This window comes from Agrobacterium leguminum, from assembly GCF_005144435.2.
Taxonomy (GTDB): Bacteria; Pseudomonadota; Alphaproteobacteria; order Rhizobiales; family Rhizobiaceae; genus Agrobacterium; species Agrobacterium leguminum.
In genome coordinates this window covers 393,358-412,349 of sequence record NZ_CP120212.1, presented here as the reverse complement: position 1 = coordinate 412,349, position 18,992 = coordinate 393,358, and the positions used below count along the sequence as shown (strand labels likewise).

16 protein-coding genes are annotated in these 18,992 nt (G+C 60.7%); 14 read left to right on the top strand and 2 right to left on the bottom strand.

Annotated elements, in window-relative coordinates:
* Positions 1–43: 43 nt before the first annotated feature.
* The 10 genes from CFBP4996_RS16405 (at position 44) to CFBP4996_RS16360 (ending at position 12,237) form a co-directional block, all read left to right on the top strand.
* Positions 44–1,120: an S-methyl thiohydantoin desulfurase family protein gene (locus CFBP4996_RS16405; RefSeq protein ID WP_080854526.1), complete on the top strand. Its 1,077-nt coding sequence runs from the start codon at positions 44–46 to the stop codon at positions 1,118–1,120.
* Complete coding sequence (locus CFBP4996_RS16400; protein ID WP_080854527.1) at positions 1,117–2,655, top strand: hydantoinase/oxoprolinase N-terminal domain-containing protein; 1,539 nt, start codon at positions 1,117–1,119, stop codon at positions 2,653–2,655. The genes CFBP4996_RS16405 and CFBP4996_RS16400 overlap by 4 nt, the downstream gene beginning before the upstream one ends.
* Positions 2,656–2,700: 45 nt before the next feature.
* Entirely contained in the window at positions 2,701–3,645 is a 945-nt protein-coding gene (locus CFBP4996_RS16395) for an isoaspartyl peptidase/L-asparaginase family protein (RefSeq protein WP_080854528.1), read from the top strand.
* A gap of 115 nt (positions 3,646–3,760) precedes the next feature.
* Positions 3,761–4,666 (top strand): LysR family transcriptional regulator, encoded by a 906-nt coding sequence (locus CFBP4996_RS16390; RefSeq protein WP_080854529.1) that lies wholly within the window; start codon positions 3,761–3,763, stop codon positions 4,664–4,666.
* Positions 4,667–4,846: 180 nt separating this feature from the next.
* Complete coding sequence (locus CFBP4996_RS16385; protein WP_003524593.1) at positions 4,847–5,791, top strand: ABC transporter permease; 945 nt, start codon at positions 4,847–4,849, stop codon at positions 5,789–5,791.
* Positions 5,788–6,606 carry an ABC transporter permease gene (locus CFBP4996_RS16380; protein WP_080854530.1) on the top strand — a complete coding sequence of 273 codons (819 nt, stop codon included), beginning with the start codon at positions 5,788–5,790 and terminating at the stop codon, positions 6,604–6,606. The genes CFBP4996_RS16385 and CFBP4996_RS16380 overlap by 4 nt, the downstream gene beginning before the upstream one ends.
* On the top strand, positions 6,603–8,237 hold the full coding sequence (locus CFBP4996_RS16375; RefSeq protein WP_080854531.1) for an ABC transporter ATP-binding protein: 1,635 nt from the start codon (positions 6,603–6,605) through the stop codon (positions 8,235–8,237). Before CFBP4996_RS16380 ends, CFBP4996_RS16375 begins: the two co-directional genes overlap by 4 nt.
* 13 nt (positions 8,238–8,250) lie before the next feature.
* Positions 8,251–9,087, top strand: a complete 837-nt coding sequence (locus CFBP4996_RS16370) for a serine hydrolase (RefSeq protein ID WP_162936094.1) — start codon at positions 8,251–8,253, stop codon at positions 9,085–9,087.
* Positions 9,088–9,123: 36 nt separating this feature from the next.
* The gene (locus CFBP4996_RS16365) at positions 9,124–10,668 is read left to right on the top strand and encodes an ABC transporter substrate-binding protein (protein ID WP_121490339.1); all 1,545 of its coding nucleotides are present in this window, start codon (positions 9,124–9,126) and stop codon (positions 10,666–10,668) included.
* A 126-nt stretch (positions 10,669–10,794) separates the two neighbouring features.
* On the top strand, positions 10,795–12,237 hold the full coding sequence (locus CFBP4996_RS16360) for a M20 family metallopeptidase (RefSeq protein ID WP_080854533.1): 1,443 nt from the start codon (positions 10,795–10,797) through the stop codon (positions 12,235–12,237).
* A 218-nt stretch (positions 12,238–12,455) separates the two neighbouring features.
* On the opposite strand, the gene CFBP4996_RS16355 is transcribed toward CFBP4996_RS16360, so the two are convergent.
* The gene (locus CFBP4996_RS16355; RefSeq protein WP_121490340.1) at positions 12,456–12,659 is read right to left on the bottom strand and encodes a hypothetical protein; all 204 of its coding nucleotides are present in this window, start codon (positions 12,657–12,659) and stop codon (positions 12,456–12,458) included.
* Between the two features lie 94 nt (positions 12,660–12,753).
* Between CFBP4996_RS16355 and CFBP4996_RS16350 the strand changes: the two genes are divergently transcribed.
* The 3 genes from CFBP4996_RS16350 (at position 12,754) to CFBP4996_RS16340 (ending at position 16,528) form a co-directional block, all read left to right on the top strand.
* Positions 12,754–13,683, top strand: coding sequence for a sugar ABC transporter substrate-binding protein (locus CFBP4996_RS16350; protein ID WP_003524584.1), 930 nt, complete (start codon positions 12,754–12,756; stop codon positions 13,681–13,683).
* A gap of 239 nt (positions 13,684–13,922) precedes the next feature.
* Positions 13,923–15,464 carry a sugar ABC transporter ATP-binding protein gene (locus CFBP4996_RS16345; RefSeq protein ID WP_059753249.1) on the top strand — a complete coding sequence of 514 codons (1,542 nt, stop codon included), beginning with the start codon at positions 13,923–13,925 and terminating at the stop codon, positions 15,462–15,464.
* Between the two features lie 32 nt (positions 15,465–15,496).
* On the top strand, positions 15,497–16,528 hold the full coding sequence (locus tag CFBP4996_RS16340) for an ABC transporter permease (RefSeq protein WP_003524582.1): 1,032 nt from the start codon (positions 15,497–15,499) through the stop codon (positions 16,526–16,528).
* A gap of 81 nt (positions 16,529–16,609) precedes the next feature.
* Here CFBP4996_RS16340 and CFBP4996_RS16335 read toward each other — a convergent pair whose 3' ends face one another.
* Positions 16,610–17,365, bottom strand: a complete 756-nt coding sequence (locus CFBP4996_RS16335; protein WP_020813283.1) for a gamma-glutamyl-gamma-aminobutyrate hydrolase family protein — start codon at positions 17,363–17,365, stop codon at positions 16,610–16,612.
* A 304-nt stretch (positions 17,366–17,669) separates the two neighbouring features.
* Here CFBP4996_RS16335 and CFBP4996_RS16330 point away from each other — a divergent pair, with 304 nt between their 5' ends.
* Positions 17,670–18,767, top strand: a complete 1,098-nt coding sequence (locus tag CFBP4996_RS16330; protein ID WP_003524575.1) for a TRAP transporter substrate-binding protein — start codon at positions 17,670–17,672, stop codon at positions 18,765–18,767.
* Positions 18,768–18,992: the final 225 nt, after the last annotated feature.

The window sequence follows — 18,992 nt, the reverse complement described above, 5'->3', positions numbered from 1 at the left end:
TCGCCTGCGGCCGGAAAGGCTGCGGCATGCCCGAGGATGACGCATGATCCAGGAATTTTCCGAAGACGATATCGAACCTCTGGCCACCGGCGCCTGGATTCTTGGAACCGGCGGCGGCGGCAGCCCCTATATATCGACGCTCAACCTGCGCCGTCTTTATGCCGAGGGCAGGCGGGTAAAGGTCATGGATCCCATGGCGCTTGCCGATGACGACATGGTTGCCGTCGTCTCCAAGATGGGTGCGCCGCTTGTCGGTCAGGAGCGGCTGGGGGATCCCGTGCATCTCGCCCGCGCTGTCGAGGTGATGGAAGATTATCTCGGCAAGCCGTTTCGGGCGATCATGAGCGTCGAAATCGGCGGTTCCAATGCGCTGTCGTCCTTCCTCGCCGCGGCCGTGCTCGACCGGCCGGTCGTGAATGCAGACGCCATGGGACGCGCCTATCCCGAAGCGCAGATGACATCCTTCGCCATCGGCAACCTGCCGATGTTCCCGCTGTCGCTGGTCGATGTGCGCGACAATGAGGTGATCGTCACGCGGGCTGCCTCCTGGAAATGGATGGAGCGCATCTCGCGCAAGGTCTGCACCGAAGTCGGTTCCACCGCCGCCACCTGCAAGGCGCCCCGCACCGGCAAGGAAGTGAAGGAGTGGGGCATTCACTACACCGTCACCAAGGCGACCGAACTTGGGCGCGCGGTGATGGCAGCACGTGCGCGCCACGACGATCCGGTTCAGGCGGTTCTCGACCACGAGGGCGGCAAGCAGCTGTTCCGTGGCAAGGTGGTGGATGTGGCGCGTGAGACTACCGGTGGTTTCCTGCGCGGCAGCACGACCATTGAAGGTATCGATGCCGACCGCGGTTCGCGCATGGAGCTGGCCTTCCAGAACGAATGGGCGGTTGCCTTCCGCGATGGCCAGCCGGTCGCCATGACGCCCGACCTGCTTTGCCTTCTCGACACGGTTTCCGGCGGCGCCATCGGTACGGAATCGGTGCGTTACGGCCAACGCGTCACGGTTGTCGCCCTGCCGGCGCCGGAGCTTTTGACAACACCTGCCGGCATCGCCGCCGTCGGCCCGCGCGCCTTCGGTTATGACATTGATTTCAGATCGGTATTCCCATGAAACGCATCGGTATTGACGTTGGCGGCACCAATACGGATGCCGTTCTGATCGATGGAGACACCATCGTCGCTTCCATCAAGGTTCCGACCACGCAGGATGTCCTCTCCGGCGTAAAGGCGGCGCTTGCCCATGTGGCGGGCCACGTAGGCGCGGCGGACCGGCCGATTGATGCGGTGATGATCGGCACCACGCACTTTACCAATGCGGTGGTGGAGCGCGCACGGCTGGAGCGGGTTGCGGCGATCCGCATCGCATTGCCAACAGGTTCTTCACTGCCGCCGATGTGCGACTGGCCGAAAGATCTGCGCGATGCCGTCGATCCGCTGATCTTCATGGTGCATGGCGGCCATGAATATGACGGCAGTCCGCTGGTGCCCATGGTTCCCGATGAAATCCGCGAAGCGGCGATGAAAATCCGCGATGCGGGCATCACCTCCATTGCCATTTCTGCAACTTTCTCGCCGCTGACGACGGAGTGCGAGGTGCGGGCGGCGGAAATCGTCCGTTCGGTGATCCCTGATGCACGCATCACGCTTTCCCATACGCTTGGCCGCATCGGGCTTCTCGAGCGCGAAAACGTCGCCCTCCTGAACGCTGCGCTGCAAACGCTCGGCAAGACCACGGTGCAGGCATTCTCGGATGCGCTGCGCGAAGCGGGCGTGAAGGCGCCGTTCTATCTGACCCAGAATGACGGCACCGTGGCGCTTGCGGATGTGGCCGCCGCCAACCCCGTGCACAGCTTCGCTTCCGGCCCGACGAACTCGATGCGCGGTGCGGCCTTCCTCACCGGTCTTTCCGATGCCATGGTGGTGGATGTCGGCGGCACCACCTCCGATATTGGCTGCCTTGTCGGCGGTTTTCCGCGCGAGGCGAACAATATCGTCCATATTGGCGGGGTGCGCACGCTCTTCCGTATGCCCGATCTTCTGCCAATTGCGCTCGGCGGCGGTACTATCGTCGACCCTGAGACGGGCAAGATCGGTCCTCGCTCGGTCGGTTATCGCATCCTGACGGAAGCCCGCGTTTTCGGCGGTAAGACGCTGACGACATCGGATATCGCCGTTGCCGCCGGCCTGATCGAGATGGGTGACCGCGACCGTGTGAAAGACCTCGATCCGGCCTTCGTACAGGCGACGCTTCAACGCATTCGCGATATGGTGGCAGACAGTTTCGACCAGATGAAGACATCAGCCGAAGACGTGCCGCTGGTTGCGGTCGGCGGCGGGGCGTTCCTGATCCCCGAGACGGTTCCGGGTGCGTCGGAAGTGTTGCGCGTGGAAAATGCTGGCGTTGCCAATGCGCTGGGTGCGGCGATGGCGCAGGTTTCCGGCGAGGTGGATCAAGTCTTTTCCGGCCTGAGCCGAGACGAGGCCCTTGCGAAAGCCGAGACCGAGGCGCAGAACGCCGCGGTCGCATCCGGTGCGGAGCGGGCGAGCCTCAAGACGCTTGAGGTGGAGGATATTCCGATCGCCTATCTGCCGGGCGGCGCGCGGCGGGTCCGGGTGCGGGTCATCGGCGATATCGCCTTTCATTGATGATAAGAGGCCCTGCCGCTGGCGGGGCGACGAGGGAGTGAGCACATGACGAAGATCGCACTGGCCATTCACGGTGGTTGCGGCGTGATGCCGGAAGACAGCATGACGGCCGGGGAGTGGGCTGCCGCGCGCGACGATCTGGCAGCGGCGCTGCGCGCCGGTTATGGCGTGCTGAAGGCTGGCGGAACCGCGCTTGAAGCGGTTGAGGCGGCGGTCGTCGTCATGGAGGACAGTCCGCATTTCAACGCCGGCCACGGGGCGGCGCTCAATGAAAACGGCATTCACGAACTCGATGCCTCGATCATGGATGGTGAAACGCTGGCGGCGGGTGCGATCAGCGCCTCCCGCGCCATCCGCAACCCGGTAAAGGCGGCCCGCGCGCTGATGGCGGACGAACGTGCCGTCTATCTGACGGGGGAGGCGGCCGACCGCTTTGCGAAGGAAAAGGGGCTCACCACCGAGCCTCAATCCTATTTCACCACCCAAAAGCGCCTTGAGGCGCTGGCGGCAATGAAGCGCCATGCCGCCACCGGCACGGAGGCGACGGAAAACGAAAAGCACGGAACCGTCGGCGCAGTTGCGCTCGATGCGATGGGTCATCTCGCGGCGGCCACTTCGACCGGCGGCTACACCAACAAGCCGGATGGCCGGGTGGGAGATAGCCCGGTGATCGGGGCTGGCACCTATGCGCGGGATGGGGCCTGCGCCGTTTCCGGCACCGGCAAGGGCGAGTTTTTCATCCGTTATGTCGTCGGCCACGAGATCGCGTCCCGCGTTGCCTATCTCGGGCAGGATCTGGAGACCGCCGCCGGGAATCTCGTCCATAAGGATTTGGCACCCTACGATATCGGCGCGGGTCTCGTCGCAATCGATGCCGAAGGCGGCATATCCGCGCCATACAATACATCAGGCATGTTTCGCGGCTGGGTGACGCCATCGGGAGAGGTGCGTGTGGCCACCCATGACACGGTCTATGAGGTGGAATTGTAACCGGCGACCGTGCCGGCCAAGTGGCGGCGTTAAAAAAACGGTGACATCAAGGTCTATCGGCGGCAAAACGTTTGAACCGAAACCGGCTCGTCTCTTCACCCATGGTGCTGGCCTCATGAACATCAAGCAGCTCGAAGTTCTGCGCACGCTTCTTTCCACCGGCTCCACCATCGCCACCGCCAAGGCCATGGGGCTCAGCCAGTCCGGTATCAGCCGGCTTCTGGCGCAGCTCGAGGCGGATTTGTCGCTGACGCTGTTTGCCCGTGACAAGGGGCGATTGATCCCGACACCGGAGGCGGTGCTTCTCGCCCGGGATGCGGAAAGCGTGCTGCTTGCCGTGGACCGCATGTCCGGCCACGCCGAGGATTTGCGCAATGGCGCGGCCGGTCCGGAAATCGTCCGCATCGGCTTGCCGAGCAGCATGTGGGAAAATTTCGCGCCCGCCATGCTGATCGACTATGTCAGGGATTTTCCCGGCGTTCGCATCGAGACTTTTTTCGAAACGACGACCGCCATCAACAAGCTCGTCGGCGAGCGGGTGATCGATCTCGGTTTCCTGCGGATGGAAGGAGAGATCGGGCCGGGCATCGATGTGGAGCGTGTTGCGACCGGCAAGAGCGTCTGTGTGGTGCGGGAGGATCATCCCTTGGCCAGGCTTGAGGAAATCACCGTCAAGGACCTGCGCAATGTTCCGCTCATCCTGATCGGCCGGCAGCGGCCGAACCGCATGGCGCTCGATCAGGTTTTCAAGAAGGCCGGCGTCAAGCCGATGGTGAAGATCGAGACCCACACCAACAGTTCCGCCTGCGCCTATGTCGCGCATGGGTTGGGGGTCACGATCATCAGCAGTTTTTATGCGAATCTTTACCGGCACCTTCCGGTCGCCGCCCGGCCATTCGTTCCGCAGGCGACGCAGGAATTCGGCCTAGCCCGTGCTTCCGGCGCACCGCTGTCCATCGCCGCGCAGGCGCTGAGCGATGCCTTGAAGCGGGAAATCCAGCTTTCGCAAAAAATCGACTGAAAACGGGATTTTGGGCGGAAAATCTCATTGTCCTCATCAGGATGAAACGCGCCGTCATTCTGCATAGATATATGACGTTTATGCATAATATTGCGCCTTATTTATCAATCCGTCATAGTCACCAGCAACGAAACCGATAGAGGCGGGATACCATTCCCTGCCATCAATCGTGGGGAACCGATGATAAGATTCATACTGAGCCGTCTTTTGATGGCGCTGCCGACGATCGCATTCGTGTCGATCACGGTTTTTGCGCTCATCCGCTTCATTCCGGGCGATCCGGCTGCCCTGATGCTGGGCGACATGGCGCAACCGGAGCAGATAGAGGCGATGAGGACCGAACTCGGCCTCGACAAATCCATGCCGCAACAGTTCCTCATCTGGGCCGGCAATGTGGTGCAGGGAGATTTCGGCCGCTCCATCGTCAATGATGAGGCGGTGCTGCCGCTGGTCGTGTCGCGTTTTCTCGTCAGCGCCGAGATCGTCGTGGTCGCGGTGCTGCTCGCCAGCCTGATTGCGGTTCCGGCCGGTGTGATCGCCGCCTGGAAACAGAACAGCCTGACCGATCTTGCGCTGGTGGGAACGGCGACCCTGCTTTTGTCCATTCCGACATTCTGGCTGGGCCTGCTGCTTCTTCTGTTTTTCGGCCTCAAGCTCGGCTGGTTGCCGGTGCTGGGATATGTGTCGATCAGCGACAATCTCGTCGGCGGCATGCTCTATCTCGTCCTGCCTGTCATGACGCTGGTGATCCATGAAATGGGCGTTCTGATCCGCATGGCGCGCGCCTCGACACTGGAAGTGCTGCGGCTGGATTACATCACCCATGCCCGCGCCAAGGGCCTTTCGGAAAGCGCCGTTCTCTGGCGGCACGCCTTCAAGAACGCCTTCGGCCCGACATGGACGATGATCGGCCTCATCCTCGGCAATCTCCTCGGCGGCATCGCCGTCATCGAGACGGTGTTCACCATTCCCGGCCTCGGACGGCTGATGGTCGACAGTATTTTCGCCCGCGATTACCCCGTCATTCAGGGCTGCCTGCTGTTCGTTTCCCTGTCCTATGTACTGGTCAACCTCTTCGTCGACCTTCTTTATCCCCTCTTCGATCCGCGTGTGGTTGCCGAATGAAAAAGTTCACACTTAACGGGCTTATCGGCGGCTTTCTCATCGCCCTCCTGCTCATCACCGCCGTGACCGGCCTGTTCTGGACCCCCTATGACCCGATGAAGCTCGGCTTTGCCTCGCGTCTGGCCGGCCCAAGCGCCAGCCATCTTCTCGGCACCGACGAATTCGGACGCGATGTTTTGAGCCGTCTGATGGTCGGTGCCCGCGCCAGCGTCTGGATCGGCTTCCTGACGGTCAGCTTCGCGACGATCTGCGGCACGCTGATCGGCCTCGTCAGCGGTTATGCACGCGGCTGGGTGGATGGCGTCATCATGGCCATCAACAATGCGCTTCTCGCCTTTCCGGGCATTCTGCTGGCGCTCGGCTTGCTCGCGGTTTTCGGCGCCAACCAGTATGGCATCATCTTCGCGCTCGGCATCGCCTATACGCCATCCATGGCGCGTGTGGTGCGCGGCGCGGTGCTTTCTCTGCGTGAGCGGGAATTCATCGAGGCGTCGCTGGTAATGGGCAATGGTGAGATCTACACCATGTTCCGCCACATCCTGCCCAATTGCATCGCGCCGATCACGGTTCTTGCCACCTCCATGTTCGGCTGGGCCATCCTCTCGGAAAGCGCGCTCTCCTTCCTCGGCCTCGGCGTGCCGCCGCCGGCGCCCACATGGGGCAACATGCTGGCCGCCGGCCGGCCCTTCATCCAGCAGGCCATGTGGCTCGGGCTTTTCCCCGGTCTCTGCATCGCACTGACGCTGCTTGGCATCAATCTTCTGGGCGATGCCCTGCGCGACAGGCTTGACCCGCGCATGAGAGGTCTCAAATGACGGATAATACACTTCTCACCGTTCGCGGCCTTTCGCTCGAAGTCGCCAGAACCGGCCACCGGGTGGTCAAGGATGTCTCCTTCGACATTGCCGCGGGCGAAATCTTCGGCATCGTCGGCGAAAGCGGCTCGGGCAAGACGCTCGCAACCCGCGCGCTCATCTCGCTTCTGCCTCCGGCCATCGCCGTCACCGGCGGATCGATCATCTACAAGGGGCAGGATGTCATGTCCCTGCCGGTGAAGGAGCTTCGGCGTCTGCGCGGCGCGGAGATCGGCGTCGTGTTTCAGGAGCCGATGACCTCCCTCAACCCATCGATGACAATTGGCCGGCAGCTGGAAGAGGGGCTGATCCTTCACACGAAATTGTCGCCCGAAGAGCGGCGTGAGAGAATTCTCGACATGCTGCGCCGGGTCGGCATCCGCGATCCCGAAGGCGCGCTGACGGCCTATCCGCACGAGTTTTCCGGCGGCATGCGCCAGCGCATCATGCTGGCCTCGGTCATGCTGCTGAAACCCGCTTTGCTGATTGCCGACGAGCCGACAACGGCGCTGGACGCGGTCATCCAGCGCGATGTCATGGAGCTGATGGTGGAGCTGACGCGGGCGGAAGGCACTGCCGTTCTCCTCATCAGCCACGATCTGCCGATGGTGGTGCGTTATACCAGCCGCATCGTGGTGATGGAAAAAGGCGCAATTGTCGAGCAGGGCCGCACCGAGGATCTGCTGGATGCCCCGCAGCACCCCTATACGAAAAAACTGCTTTCCTCCCTGCCATTCCGCGGCGAGCCGCGCAGCATCGATACATCCAAGGCGCCGATGGTTTCGGCCCGCGATATCGTTGTCGATTATGCCGGCCGCAAATCGCTGCTGAAGAAGGCCAAACCGAAGCGGGCGCTACATGGCGTCAGCATCGATATTCATGAGGGCGAGGTCGTGGCGCTCGTCGGCGGTTCCGGTTCCGGCAAAACGACGCTTGGCCGCACCATTGCGGGGCTTGTGCAGGAAAGCGAAGGACATATCCGCTTTCAGGGCCGCGAGCGCAACGAGGACTGGAAGGATTATCGCCTCAACTGCCAGATGGTATTTCAGGATCCCTATTCCTCGCTCGATCCGCGCATGACCATTCTGGCGCTGGTGGAGGAGGCGCTGCGCCTCGTGCCTGACCTCGATCAAGCCGCCAAGCGCAAGCGGGCGCTGGAAACGCTGGAGGAAGTGGGGCTCGGCGCCGACTTTGCCGCCCGCTATCCGCACGAGCTTTCCGGCGGCCAGCGCCAGCGCGTAGCGATTGCCCGCGCCATTGCCCGCCGCCCGCGGTTCCTGATCGCCGACGAGCCGGTCTCCGCGCTCGACGTGACAGTGCGGGCGCAGGTGCTCGATCTCTTTTCCGATCTGCAGAAACGTTACGGTTTTTCCTGCCTCTTCATCAGCCACGATCTCGGCGTGGTGGAGCAGGTGGCGGACCGTGTCGTCGTTATGCAGGACGGCCGCATCATCGAAGAGGGTGATCGCGACACGATTTTCGACAGTCCGAGAGAGGCCTATACGCGCCGGCTGCTCTCGGCCATTCCCGCCCTCGACCAGAATGAAAAGGGCGGCGTGACACTCAAATGGCGTCTCGAAGATGAAGTTTAACAGGAAGATGACTATGACCGTGGCTGCCCAACTGAATGCGATCTGTGATGCACAGCCTTTCGTGACGCGCTTCATGGTGCGCAATCTCCTGACCGGCGAAGAGATCGGCCGGGGAGAAAACGAGGAGACGCCATCGGGCAGCACCCGCAAGACGTCGATCATGATGGCCGTGCTCAAGGCCGCCAGCGAAGGGCGGATCGATCTCGACCAGCCCGTCACCTATGAAAAGCGGCTGGCGGAAGAGGTCGCGAGCGGCATGTTCCGTTATATGACGCCGGGTATCGTCATTTCGCTGCGCGATGCCGTCGCCGGCATGATGGTGCTGAGCGACAATGTCTGCACCAAGATGGTGCTGGAGAGGCTGACGCTGGAAGAGGTGGACGGCTATTGCAAATCGCTCGGCATGGCCAATACCCACCACCGTTTCCTCATTCCACCGCTGGCGCTGGCGGCTGACCATCCGCTGAAGACCGTCACCACCACCTCGGCGGCGGATCAGGTACTGCTGCTGCAGACCATTCTCGATGCGCAATCCTCACCTGATGCGCAGGCGAAACTCGGTTGCAGCCCGCAATTGTGCGAATGGGCCATGCAGACGCTGAAGAACCAGATTTTGCGTTATGGAATCCGCTCCCGCCTGCCTTTCGAGGCCGTGGTGGCCAGCAAGAGCGGTCGCGGCAAGCGCGGGCGCATGGATGCCGGCATCGTCTACAGAAACGGCGCGCCGTCCTTCATCATCACCACCTATACCGATGAGGTGCCGCAGGTGATGCCTGACGGCACGCCGGGATACACCATCGCGCTCGAAACGATCGGTCGGCTGGCACAGGCCTGCTGGGACGGTTTTTAATCAATCACAATCAACGACAACAAAGAGGGTAGAACAGTGAAAAAACTTCTTCTCGCAGGCGTTGCCCTGCTCGTGACCGCCAATATGGCCGCAGCACGCGATATCACCATCGCCCAAAGTTCGGATCTGCGCAGCAACAATCCCGGCGTGAACCGCGACGGCAATACGGACGGGGTGATCCTGCACATCGTCGAGGGCCTTGTCGGTTATAACAATGCCGGAGAGGTGAAGCCGCTTCTCGCCGAAAGCGTCGATGTTTCGGCCGACGGCCTGACCTATACGTTCAAGCTGCGCAAGGATGTGAAGTTCCACAATGGCAAGCCGCTCACCGCAGAGGATGTCGTCTGGAACTGGACGCGCTATCTGAAGCCGGAAACCAAATGGGCATGCCTCAACGATTTTGCTGAGGGCGGGGCAGCACACGTCACCGGCGTCAAGGCCACGGATGCATCGACGGTCGAGATTACCCTCGAAAAACCCTCCGCCGTTTTCCTCGGCCTCATGTCGCGGCCGGAATGCGGTTATACCGGCATGATCTCGCCGGAATCGGTTGCTGCCGATGGCAGCTTCGCCAAGCCCATCGGCACCGGGCCGTTCCAGTGGGACGAGTGGAAGAAAGGCGAATATATCCGCCTCGCCAAATTTGCCGATTATGTTTCGCCGGCAAATGACGGCAAGCCGGACGGCATGGTCGGCTCGAAGCGGCCGCTCGCCGATGGCATCAAGTTCATGGTCATTCCAGATGCTTCGACGGTGAAGGCGGGTCTTGAATCCGGCGTGCTGGACACGGCCGAGATTTCGCCCGATCTCATTCCGGAGTTCAAAACCAACGAGACGATGCAGCTCATCGTTGCCCGCAACAACGGCAAAAACCTGTTCTATATCCAGACCCGCGACAAGGTACTGAGCAATCCCGGCGTGCGCCGCGCCATGGCGATGGCTCTCGATCTCGATGAACTGGTCGCCGCCGCATCGAACGGCACGGGTGAAGCCAACGGCTCGATGGTCTCACAGGACTCGGTTTATTATGACGAGGCCCAGAAGAAGCGCCCGGCCTATGATGTCGAGGCCGCGAAGAAGGAGCTGGAGGCCGCCGGTTACAAGGGCGAGCCGATCTCCATCATCGCCAACAAGCGCGGCAACGTGCCGAGCTTCCCGGCCGCCGTCATGGCGCAGGCCATGATGCAGCAGGCGGGCCTCAATGTGCAGATCGAGGTGCTGGACTATGCCACGCAGGTGGATCGCCGCCGTTCCGGCAACTATCAGGTGATCTCGCAGTCGGTCGCCCCGCGTCTCGACCCGGCCCTGATGTATGCCTTCTATGTCGGCAACAAGGACAAGAACGCCTCCCTGATGTGGGACGATCCGAAGGCGATCGAGCTGATGAAGGCGGCCTATGTCGAGGCCGACCAGGTAAAGCGCCAGAAGATTTTCGACGAGTTCCACGAGCTGATGCTGAAGGAAATGCCGGGCATCTTCCTCTACGACATGGTCGATGTATGGGGCGCGACGAAGAAGTTGAAAGGCCAGCCGGTCTGGCAGTCGAACGCCCGTCTCTGGGAAGTCTCGGTCGACAACTGATCCACTATGCCCGCGCCGGAGGCGGACCCCGGCGCGGGCTTTCCATCATAGGGTGCAAGGATTTGGCGGTGCATCCGCCGAAGCGCTTGCGCGTGCCCGAAAAGGGCGGAAATGCGAGGACAAGCCATGAACCGTGACGCCGTGATGTCGATTGCCGCCGAAATCGAGGCAATGAAGCCCGATTTCACCACCTTAAGCGACAGCATCTGGGATTTTGCCGAACTCAAATTCGAGGAGCAGCAATCTGCCGGCGTTCTGGCAGCCACGCTTGAGGAAAACGGCTTTGCGGTTCGCCGTGGAGTGGCAGGTATGGAAACGGCCTTCATAGGCGAATTCGGCAGCGGCAAGCCGGTCATCGCTTTTCTCGGTGAATTCGATGCGCTGGCCGGTATGAGTCAGGTGGCCGATGTGGCGCAGGTGCAGCCGCGCGAGGCGGGCGCCACCGGCCATGGCTGCGGCCACAACCTGCTTGGCGTCGGCTCATTGATGGCTGCTATTGCGCTCGCCCGGCATCTGAAAGCCAATAATCTGCCCGGTACCGTGCGTTATTACGGTTGCCCCGGCGAGGAGGGCGGTTCCGGCAAGACCTTCATGGTGCGCGCCGGGCTGTTCGACGATGTCGATGCGGCTTTGACGTGGCATCCTGCGCCCTTCAACGGCGTACGCTCCACCAACAATCTGGCCGTGCTGGAATATTTTTATCGTTTCAAGGGCGTTGCGGCCCATGCCTCCAACGCTGCCCATCTCGGGCGTTCGGCGCTCGATGCCGTCGAACTGATGAATGTCGGCGTCAATTTCCTGCGCGAACACATGCCGCAGGACTGCCGGGTGCATTATGCAATCACCGATACCGGCGGCAAGGCGGCGAACGTGGTGCAGGCCAGGGCGGAAGTGCTCTATCTGATCCGTGCCCCGGAAATGCGCCAGGCGCTCGATCTTGCTGCACGGGTGGACAAGGTTGCGCGCGGCGCGGCGATGATGACCGAAACAGAGGTGGAAATCGTCTTCGATACTGCCTCCACCAATCTCCTGCCCAACATCACGCTGGAGACGGCGATGCATGAAAATATGGTGGCGCTAGGCCCCATCGCCTTCGACGAGGCGGATATCGCTTTTGCCAAACGCATTCAGGACACTTTCACTGACGAGGCGATCAAAAGCAGCATCCGGCTCTACCAGATCAAGGGCGATGTCTTTTCCAACCAGAAGATCGACGGATCGACACCACTGCATCTCGGCCTGCGCGATTTCGAGGGCCAGTCGCATTTTAGGGCGGGTTCCACCGATGTCGGTGATGTGAGCTGGGTGACGCCAACCGCACAGTGCTGGACGCCCGCCTGGGCGATCGGCACCAATCCGCATACCTGGCAGGTGGTGGCGCAGGGCAAAAGCCCCGCCGCTCACAAGGCCATGGCCCATGCCGCCAAAGCGCTCGCATCGACCGGCTTTGCACTGATGGCCTCGCCGGAACTGCTCGCCAATGCTAAAAGGGAATGGCAGGAAAAGACCGAAGGCAGCAAATATGTCTGCCCGATTCCCGCCGATGTCATGCCCGGTTCCCATCGATAGAACGTGCTGCACCAACACGCCCATTCTGCTGAACCCGTTTCCTTACCGCGTATTTTCGCCGGTGGAATGGTGCCTCACTGGGCGCGGCAAGCTAAAAGATGTGATCTGCCGGTGGCCTTGCCAATGGCGGGGTCTGCGGGTCCGGCATTGAAAACGGACGTTCCGCCATATTCCTCGTGATCCTCGGTTTCGGCCCGAGGATCCATGATTTCAACAGCTTATCGATCCTCGCCTGAGGAGTGGGGGTAACGTTGAAAAAGCTTCGGCGCGGTTCCCGGCAGTCCGCCCCGGAACTCCTTCCTCCTGAAATCCTCCTTAATCACCGCCTTGTGTGCCGCTTCGCCGCCCTGCTGCGAAGAAAGCATTGACGTTCGGACCAAAAATGGAATAAATATATCGAACAGACAGAAAATCGGTTTCATTATTCCGTTTTCTGTTTGTGAGGAGGTAGCGGCGGGCTCTCGGGTTCGCCTCCGGCTGGGAGAGGTGGCGCCGGACACCGAGGAGGAGAAAACAATGAAGAAATTTATCATCGGCGCAGCCATGTCTGTGCTTCTGGGCACGGCGGCGCATGCGGAGACCGTAGGCGTCTCGATGGCGCTGTTCGACGACAACTTCCTGACCGTGCTGCGCAACGGCATGCAGGATTATTCCAAGGAACTGAAGGGCGTGACCCTGCAGGTCGAGGACGCCCAGAACGACGTTGCCAAGCAGCAGAGCCAGATCCAGAATTTCATCGCGTCCAAGGTCGACGCGATCATCGTCAACCCGGTTGATACGGATGCGACGGCGGCCATGTCGAAGCTCGCCGCCGACGCCAAGATTCCGCTGGTTTACGTCAACCGCCAGCCGGTGAACGTCGATAGCCTGCCGGACGGCCAGGCATTCGTCGCCTCCGACGAGACGGTGGCTGGCACGCTTGAAGCGAAAGAAGTTTGCCGCCTTCTCGGTGGCAAGGGCAATGCGGTCATCATGATGGGTGAGCTTTCCAACCAGGCGGCACGCATGCGCACGCAGTCTGCCAAGGACGTTCTGAAGACCGACGAATGCAAGGGCATTTCGGTTGTTGAAGAGCAGACCGCGAACTGGCAGCGCACGCAGGGTTCCGACCTCGTCACCAACTGGCTTTCCAGCGGCATCGAATTCAATGCCGTCATCGCCAACAACGATGAAATGGCGATTGGCGCGATCCAGGCCCTGAAGGCCGCAGGCAAGGACATGAAGAGCTATGTCGTCGCCGGCGTTGACGCCACGCAGGACGCCCTTGCCGCGATGCAGGCGGGCGATCTGGATGTGACGGTGTTCCAGGATGCGGCAGGGCAGGGCAAGGGCGCTCTCGATGCCGCGCTGAAGCTCGTCAAGGGCGACAAGGTGGAGAAGAAGGTCTACATTCCTTTCCAGCTCGTCACGCCTGAAAACGTCAAGGACTACGTGGCCAAGAACTAACGGCCGCCTTCCGGCATCTGCGCCCGTTCAGATCGATATTGGAGGCAGATGCCGGTTTCCGACGGCGCCGAAGACAAGCTTCGGTGCGCGAGCGGATTACGATTGAATTTCAGTGAATTCAAAGTGTTGCAGCGCCTTTCATGTCGTGATCGACATGGCGCTGCAAGCCTCCCCGGAGGCAAGGTGCGCCGTCTGGCGAAGCCTGTTTCCGGTCATTTTTGTCTATTGTGGAGGATGAGATGGTCGTCAGTCCATCGACAATGGCCGCCGTGCGCGCCAGCGGAGCCGTGCCGAATGCGGAGTATCTTCTCGCGGCGGAAGGCATACGCAAGGAATTTCCCGGCGTCGTGGCGCTTGATGATGTGCAGTTCAAGCTGAAGCGCGGCACCGTGCATGCGCTGATGGGCGAGAATGGCGCTGGAAAATCGACGCTGATGAAGATACTGGCCGGCATCTACCAGCCGGACAGTGGCGAAATTCGCCTGAAAGGCGCCGATATACGTCTCGATTCCCCGCTCGATGCGCTGGAAAACGGCATTGCCATGATCCATCAGGAACTGAACCTGATGGCTTATATGACGGTGGCGGAAAACATCTGGATACGCCGCGAGCCGAAAAACCGGCTGGGCCTTATCGATCACGGCGAAATGTATCGCCGCACCGAAACGCTGCTGGAAAGGCTCGGCATCGATCTCGACCCGGAAACCCGCGTCGGCGAGCTTTCGGTGGCAAGTCGTCAGATGGTCGAGATCGCCAAGGCGGTTTCCTATGATTCCGATGTTCTCATCATGGACGAGCCGACATCTGCGCTGACGGAGCGCGAGGTGGAGCATCTCTTCCGCATCATCCGCGATCTCCGGGAACGCGGTATCGGTATCGTCTACATCACCCACAAGATGAACGAGCTGTTCGAGATCGCCGATGAATTTTCGGTTTTCCGCGACGGTAAATATATCGGCACCCACGCCTCGACCGATGTAACGCGTGACGACATCATCCGCATGATGGTGGGCCGTGAAATCACCCAGATGTTCCCGAAGGAAGAGGTTCCGATCGGCGATGTGGTGCTTTCGGTCAAGAATCTCACGCTCGACGGCGTTTTCCATGACATTTCCTTCGAGGTGCGCGCCGGTGAAATTCTCGGCGTCGCCGGCCTTGTCGGATCGGGCCGCTCCAATGTGGCGGAAACGGTGTTCGGTGTAACGCCCGCATCCTCGGGCACGATTGCAATCGACGGCAAGCCGGTTTCGATCGACAGCCCGACGAAGGCTATCAGTCACCGCATGGCGTTTCTGACCGAGGATCGCAAGGATACGGGATGCCTGCTGATCCTGAATATTCTGGAGAACATGCAGATCGCCGTCCTGCAGGACAAATATGTCGCCAATGGCTTCGTGCAGGAAAATGCGCTGTCGGATGCCTGCGAGGAGATGTGCCGCAAGCTCCGGGTCAAGACGCCGCATCTTTACGAGCGCATCGAGAACCTGTCTGGCGGCAACCAGCAAAAGGTGCTGATCGGCCGCTGGATGCTGACCAAGCCGCGTATTCTCATTCTGGATGAGCCGACACGCGGCATCGATGTCGGGGCCAAGGCGGAAATTCACAAGCTGGTTTGCGAGATGGCGCGCCAGGGCGTCGCCGTCATCATGATTTCCTCCGAAATGCCGGAGGTTCTGGGTATGAGCGACCGTGTCATGGTCATGCATGAAGGTCGGGTGACGGGCTTCCTCGATAGAAGTGAAGCCACGCAGGTTAAAGTGATGGATCTCGCATCGCGGTGAGGCGCGCCGGGATTTCTCGAGGAGGAATGACTATGAATACGAACGCCGCCGCCAACACAGAGTTGGACGCAAAATCCGGACGCAAGCCGCACCGGCGCATCCCGCCGGAGGCCAATATCTTTTTCGTGCTGATCGGCATCGCGCTGGTTTATGAAATTCTCGGCTGGATTTTCATCGGCCAGAGCTTCCTGATGAACCAGCAGCGCCTGACGATCATGATCCTGCAGGTCTCGGTGATCGGCATCATCGCGGTTGGTGTCACCCAGGTCATCATCACCGGCGGTATCGATCTCTCTTCCGGTTCCGTCGTCGGCCTGACGGCGATGCTGTCCGCCAGCGTGGCGCAATCGTCCACATGGCCGCGGGCGCTTTATCCGGGGTTGACCGATCTGCCCTTCTTCATACCGCTCGCCGTCGGCATATTGGCTGGCGCCCTTGCGGGCTTCATCAACGGGCAACTCATCGCCCGCACCAAAATTCCGCCCTTCATCGCAACGCTTGGCATGATGGTGACGGCGCGTGGTCTTTCCAAGTGGTATACGAAGGGTCAGCCGATCTCCGGTCTGACGGACGGTTTCAACTTCATCGGCACAGGCATCTGGCCGGTCGTGGTGTTCCTCGTCGTCGCCGTCATCTTCCACGTGGCGCTGCGTTACACCCGCTACGGCAAGTTTACCTATGCCATCGGCGCCAACCAGCAGGCGGCCCGCGTGTCCGGTATCAATATCGAGGCGCATCTGATCAAGGTCTATGCCATTGCTGGCCTGCTCGCCGGTCTCGCCGGTGTTGTCACCGCCGCCCGCGCACAGACGGCGCAGGCCGGCATGGGCGTGATGTATGAACTCGACGCCATCGCCGCAGCCGTCATCGGCGGCACATCGCTCGCCGGCGGTGCCGGCCGCATCACCGGAACGGTGATCGGCACCATCATCCTCGGTGTCATGACGTCGGGCTTCACCTTCCTCCGGGTGGACGCCTATTATCAGGAAATCGTCAAGGGCTTGATCATCGTGGCCGCGGTCGTTGCCGACGTCTACCGACAGAAGAAACGCGCAAAGCGCTAAATCCTCCTCCCAGACTTGGGGCAGGCCTTCAGGCTTGCCCCTTTTTTGTGTTCCTGTGAGCCCGCGGGGATTAACGGCGGTTCATGCCTTGCTGTTCCGATAGTCGTGGACGGCCTTGCCGAAGGCCTCGAACAAAGCGCGCGACGGGGCGTCGGTCTCAGCCCAATATTCCGGATGCCATTGCACGCCGACGGCAAATCCCTTGGCATCGATGACTGAAACGGCCTCGATGGTGCCGTCCGCCGCTGTCGCCTCCACCTGCAGGCGTGGCGCGGTCTCGGCGATCGCCTGCCGGTGCAGCGAATTGATCTGGATTTCGCCCGACATGCCGAGATGCTGTGCAATGCAGGAGCCTTCGCGCACATGTACCGGCTGGCGGATGGCGAAGGCCACGTCGCGGTCGTCATGTTCCGGCTTGCGATGGTCCCATATGCCGGGCTGCTCCTGAATTTCGGACGCAAGCGTGCCGCCCAGCGCGACGTTCAGCTCCTGAATGCCGCGGCAGATGGCCAGCATCGGGATGCCGCGTTCGATGGCGCGGCGGATGAGCGGCAGGCTGGTGGCGTCGCGGGCCTGATCGAACGGGCCGTCGCTTTCCTGCGCCTCTTTTCCGTAAAGGGCAGGATGCACATTGGTGGCGGAACCGGACACGAGCAGGCCGTCCACCCGGTCGAGAATGGCGTCGACCTCGTTTCCGTCCTCGAAGGCCGGGACGATGAAGGACATGACGCCAGCCACTTTCAGCGCGGCGGAAACATACTGGTTCTGCGCGGCGTGCCAGTCGGCTCCGGTGAAATGCCGGATGTCGGCGGGAACGGCGATAATGGGTTTTGGCATGGTGGCTCCGGGACGAATCTTCGAAATTTGTGCGACTGCCGGCTGGCCAAGTCAAGCACGCGTTTTGCGTTCTGACGATCCTTTATGCGCCTAAAGTATAAGGCGATGCCGGGATATTTCAGTTGAAAATAAAATACGAAGCAGAGTTTCCAAAAATTCCCGGAAAGGCCGGTTTTTCCGCGATTAATTCTTGGTGCGGGTGCTTGTCAGCCGGGCCGTAACCGTGCTTACTTTGCTGCGATGCCTGAACAGCAACGAGGGGAATTCAAAGCTGCGGGCAGCGTTCATATCTGGGAGGATATAGATGGATCGCCGTTCCTTTATGAAAAAAGGTGCGCTTGCGGGAGCTGCCACGGCAGCGCTGGCCGCGCCCGCCATTGCACAGCAGAATACCAAGATCAACTGGCGCCTGACGTCGTCGTTTCCGAAATCGCTCGACACGATCTATGGCGGCGCGGAAGATATTGCCAAGCATGTCGCCGCCGCAACCGACGGCAATTTCACCATCCAGCCCTTTGCCGCCGGTGAAATCGTGCCAGGCCTGCAGGCGGCCGATGCCGTATCATCCGGCACGGTGGAAATGTGCCACACCTGCTCCTATTATTACGTCGGCAAGGATCCGACCTTCGCCATCGGCACGGCGATACCTTTCGGCCTCAATGCCCGCCTCACGAACTCATGGTTCTATGAAGGCAACGGCAACAAGCTGCTCAACGAATTTTACGCCAAGCACAATCTCTACGGCATGATTTCGGGCAATACCGGTGCGCAGATGGGCGGCTGGTTCCGCAAGGAAATCAATACCGTCGACGATTTCAAGGGCGTGAAGATGCGCATCGCCGGTCTTGCCGGCAAGGTGGTGGAAAAGCTCGGCGTGGTGCCGCAGCAGATCGCCGGCGGCGATATCTATCCGGCGCTGGAAAAAGGCACCATCGACGCGGCGGAATGGGTCGGCCCTTATGACGACCACAAGCTCGGTTTCCAGAAGGTGGCGAAATATTACTATTATCCCGCCTTCTGGGAAGGTGGCCCGGTCATCCATTCCTTCGTCAATCTGGAGAAGTGGAACAGCCTGCCGAAAAACTACCAGACGGCGCTTCAGGACGCCTGCGCCTTCGCCAACACCAGCATGATGGCGAAATACGACGCGAAAAACCCGATCGCCATCAAGCAGCTCGTCTCTGAAGGTGCGGTGCTCAGGCCGTTCAGCCAGGAAATCCTCGAGGCCTGCTACAAGGCCGCGCTGGAAGTCTATGCCAATATTTCGGCCTCCAATCCGGACTTCAAGAAGATCTACGAAGATCAGGTCGCCTTCAAGCGCGAAGGTTATCTGTGGATGCAGCTTGCGGAATACACGTTCGATACTTTCATGATGATCCAGCAACGTAACGGCAAGCTCTGATTATTCGGTGACGGCGGACCGAGCAAAGGCCCTGGGGATTTCGGTCTCCGGGGTTTTTGTTGCGCGCGCATGCCTTCACGCATCCGACAACAAAGAATGATTTACGATCAATTCCGTTGTGGGCAAAAGCAGCAGGCTCCGCGACCAGCCGGAGTGTCGGCGGGGATTGGCCACGTCGACCTCGGCAAAAGGCCTTGCTCTCAACTGTGGAGGTGATGCGATGTG

Coding starts and splice junctions, on each gene's coding strand:
- CFBP4996_RS16405 (WP_080854526.1), top strand. CDS start 44: ATGATCCAGGAATTTTCCGAAGACGATATCGAACCTCTGGCCACCGGC.
- CFBP4996_RS16400 (WP_080854527.1), top strand. CDS start 1,117: ATGAAACGCATCGGTATTGACGTTGGCGGCACCAATACGGATGCCGTT.
- CFBP4996_RS16395 (WP_080854528.1), top strand. CDS start 2,701: ATGACGAAGATCGCACTGGCCATTCACGGTGGTTGCGGCGTGATGCCG.
- CFBP4996_RS16390 (WP_080854529.1), top strand. CDS start 3,761: ATGAACATCAAGCAGCTCGAAGTTCTGCGCACGCTTCTTTCCACCGGC.
- CFBP4996_RS16385 (WP_003524593.1), top strand. CDS start 4,847: ATGATAAGATTCATACTGAGCCGTCTTTTGATGGCGCTGCCGACGATC.
- CFBP4996_RS16380 (WP_080854530.1), top strand. CDS start 5,788: ATGAAAAAGTTCACACTTAACGGGCTTATCGGCGGCTTTCTCATCGCC.
- CFBP4996_RS16375 (WP_080854531.1), top strand. CDS start 6,603: ATGACGGATAATACACTTCTCACCGTTCGCGGCCTTTCGCTCGAAGTC.
- CFBP4996_RS16370 (WP_162936094.1), top strand. CDS start 8,251: ATGACCGTGGCTGCCCAACTGAATGCGATCTGTGATGCACAGCCTTTC.
- CFBP4996_RS16360 (WP_080854533.1), top strand. CDS start 10,795: ATGAACCGTGACGCCGTGATGTCGATTGCCGCCGAAATCGAGGCAATG.
- CFBP4996_RS16355 (WP_121490340.1), bottom strand. CDS start 12,659: ATGAAACCGATTTTCTGTCTGTTCGATATATTTATTCCATTTTTGGTC.
- CFBP4996_RS16350 (WP_003524584.1), top strand. CDS start 12,754: ATGAAGAAATTTATCATCGGCGCAGCCATGTCTGTGCTTCTGGGCACG.
- CFBP4996_RS16345 (WP_059753249.1), top strand. CDS start 13,923: ATGGTCGTCAGTCCATCGACAATGGCCGCCGTGCGCGCCAGCGGAGCC.
- CFBP4996_RS16340 (WP_003524582.1), top strand. CDS start 15,497: ATGAATACGAACGCCGCCGCCAACACAGAGTTGGACGCAAAATCCGGA.
- CFBP4996_RS16335 (WP_020813283.1), bottom strand. CDS start 17,365: ATGCCAAAACCCATTATCGCCGTTCCCGCCGACATCCGGCATTTCACC.
- CFBP4996_RS16330 (WP_003524575.1), top strand. CDS start 17,670: ATGGATCGCCGTTCCTTTATGAAAAAAGGTGCGCTTGCGGGAGCTGCC.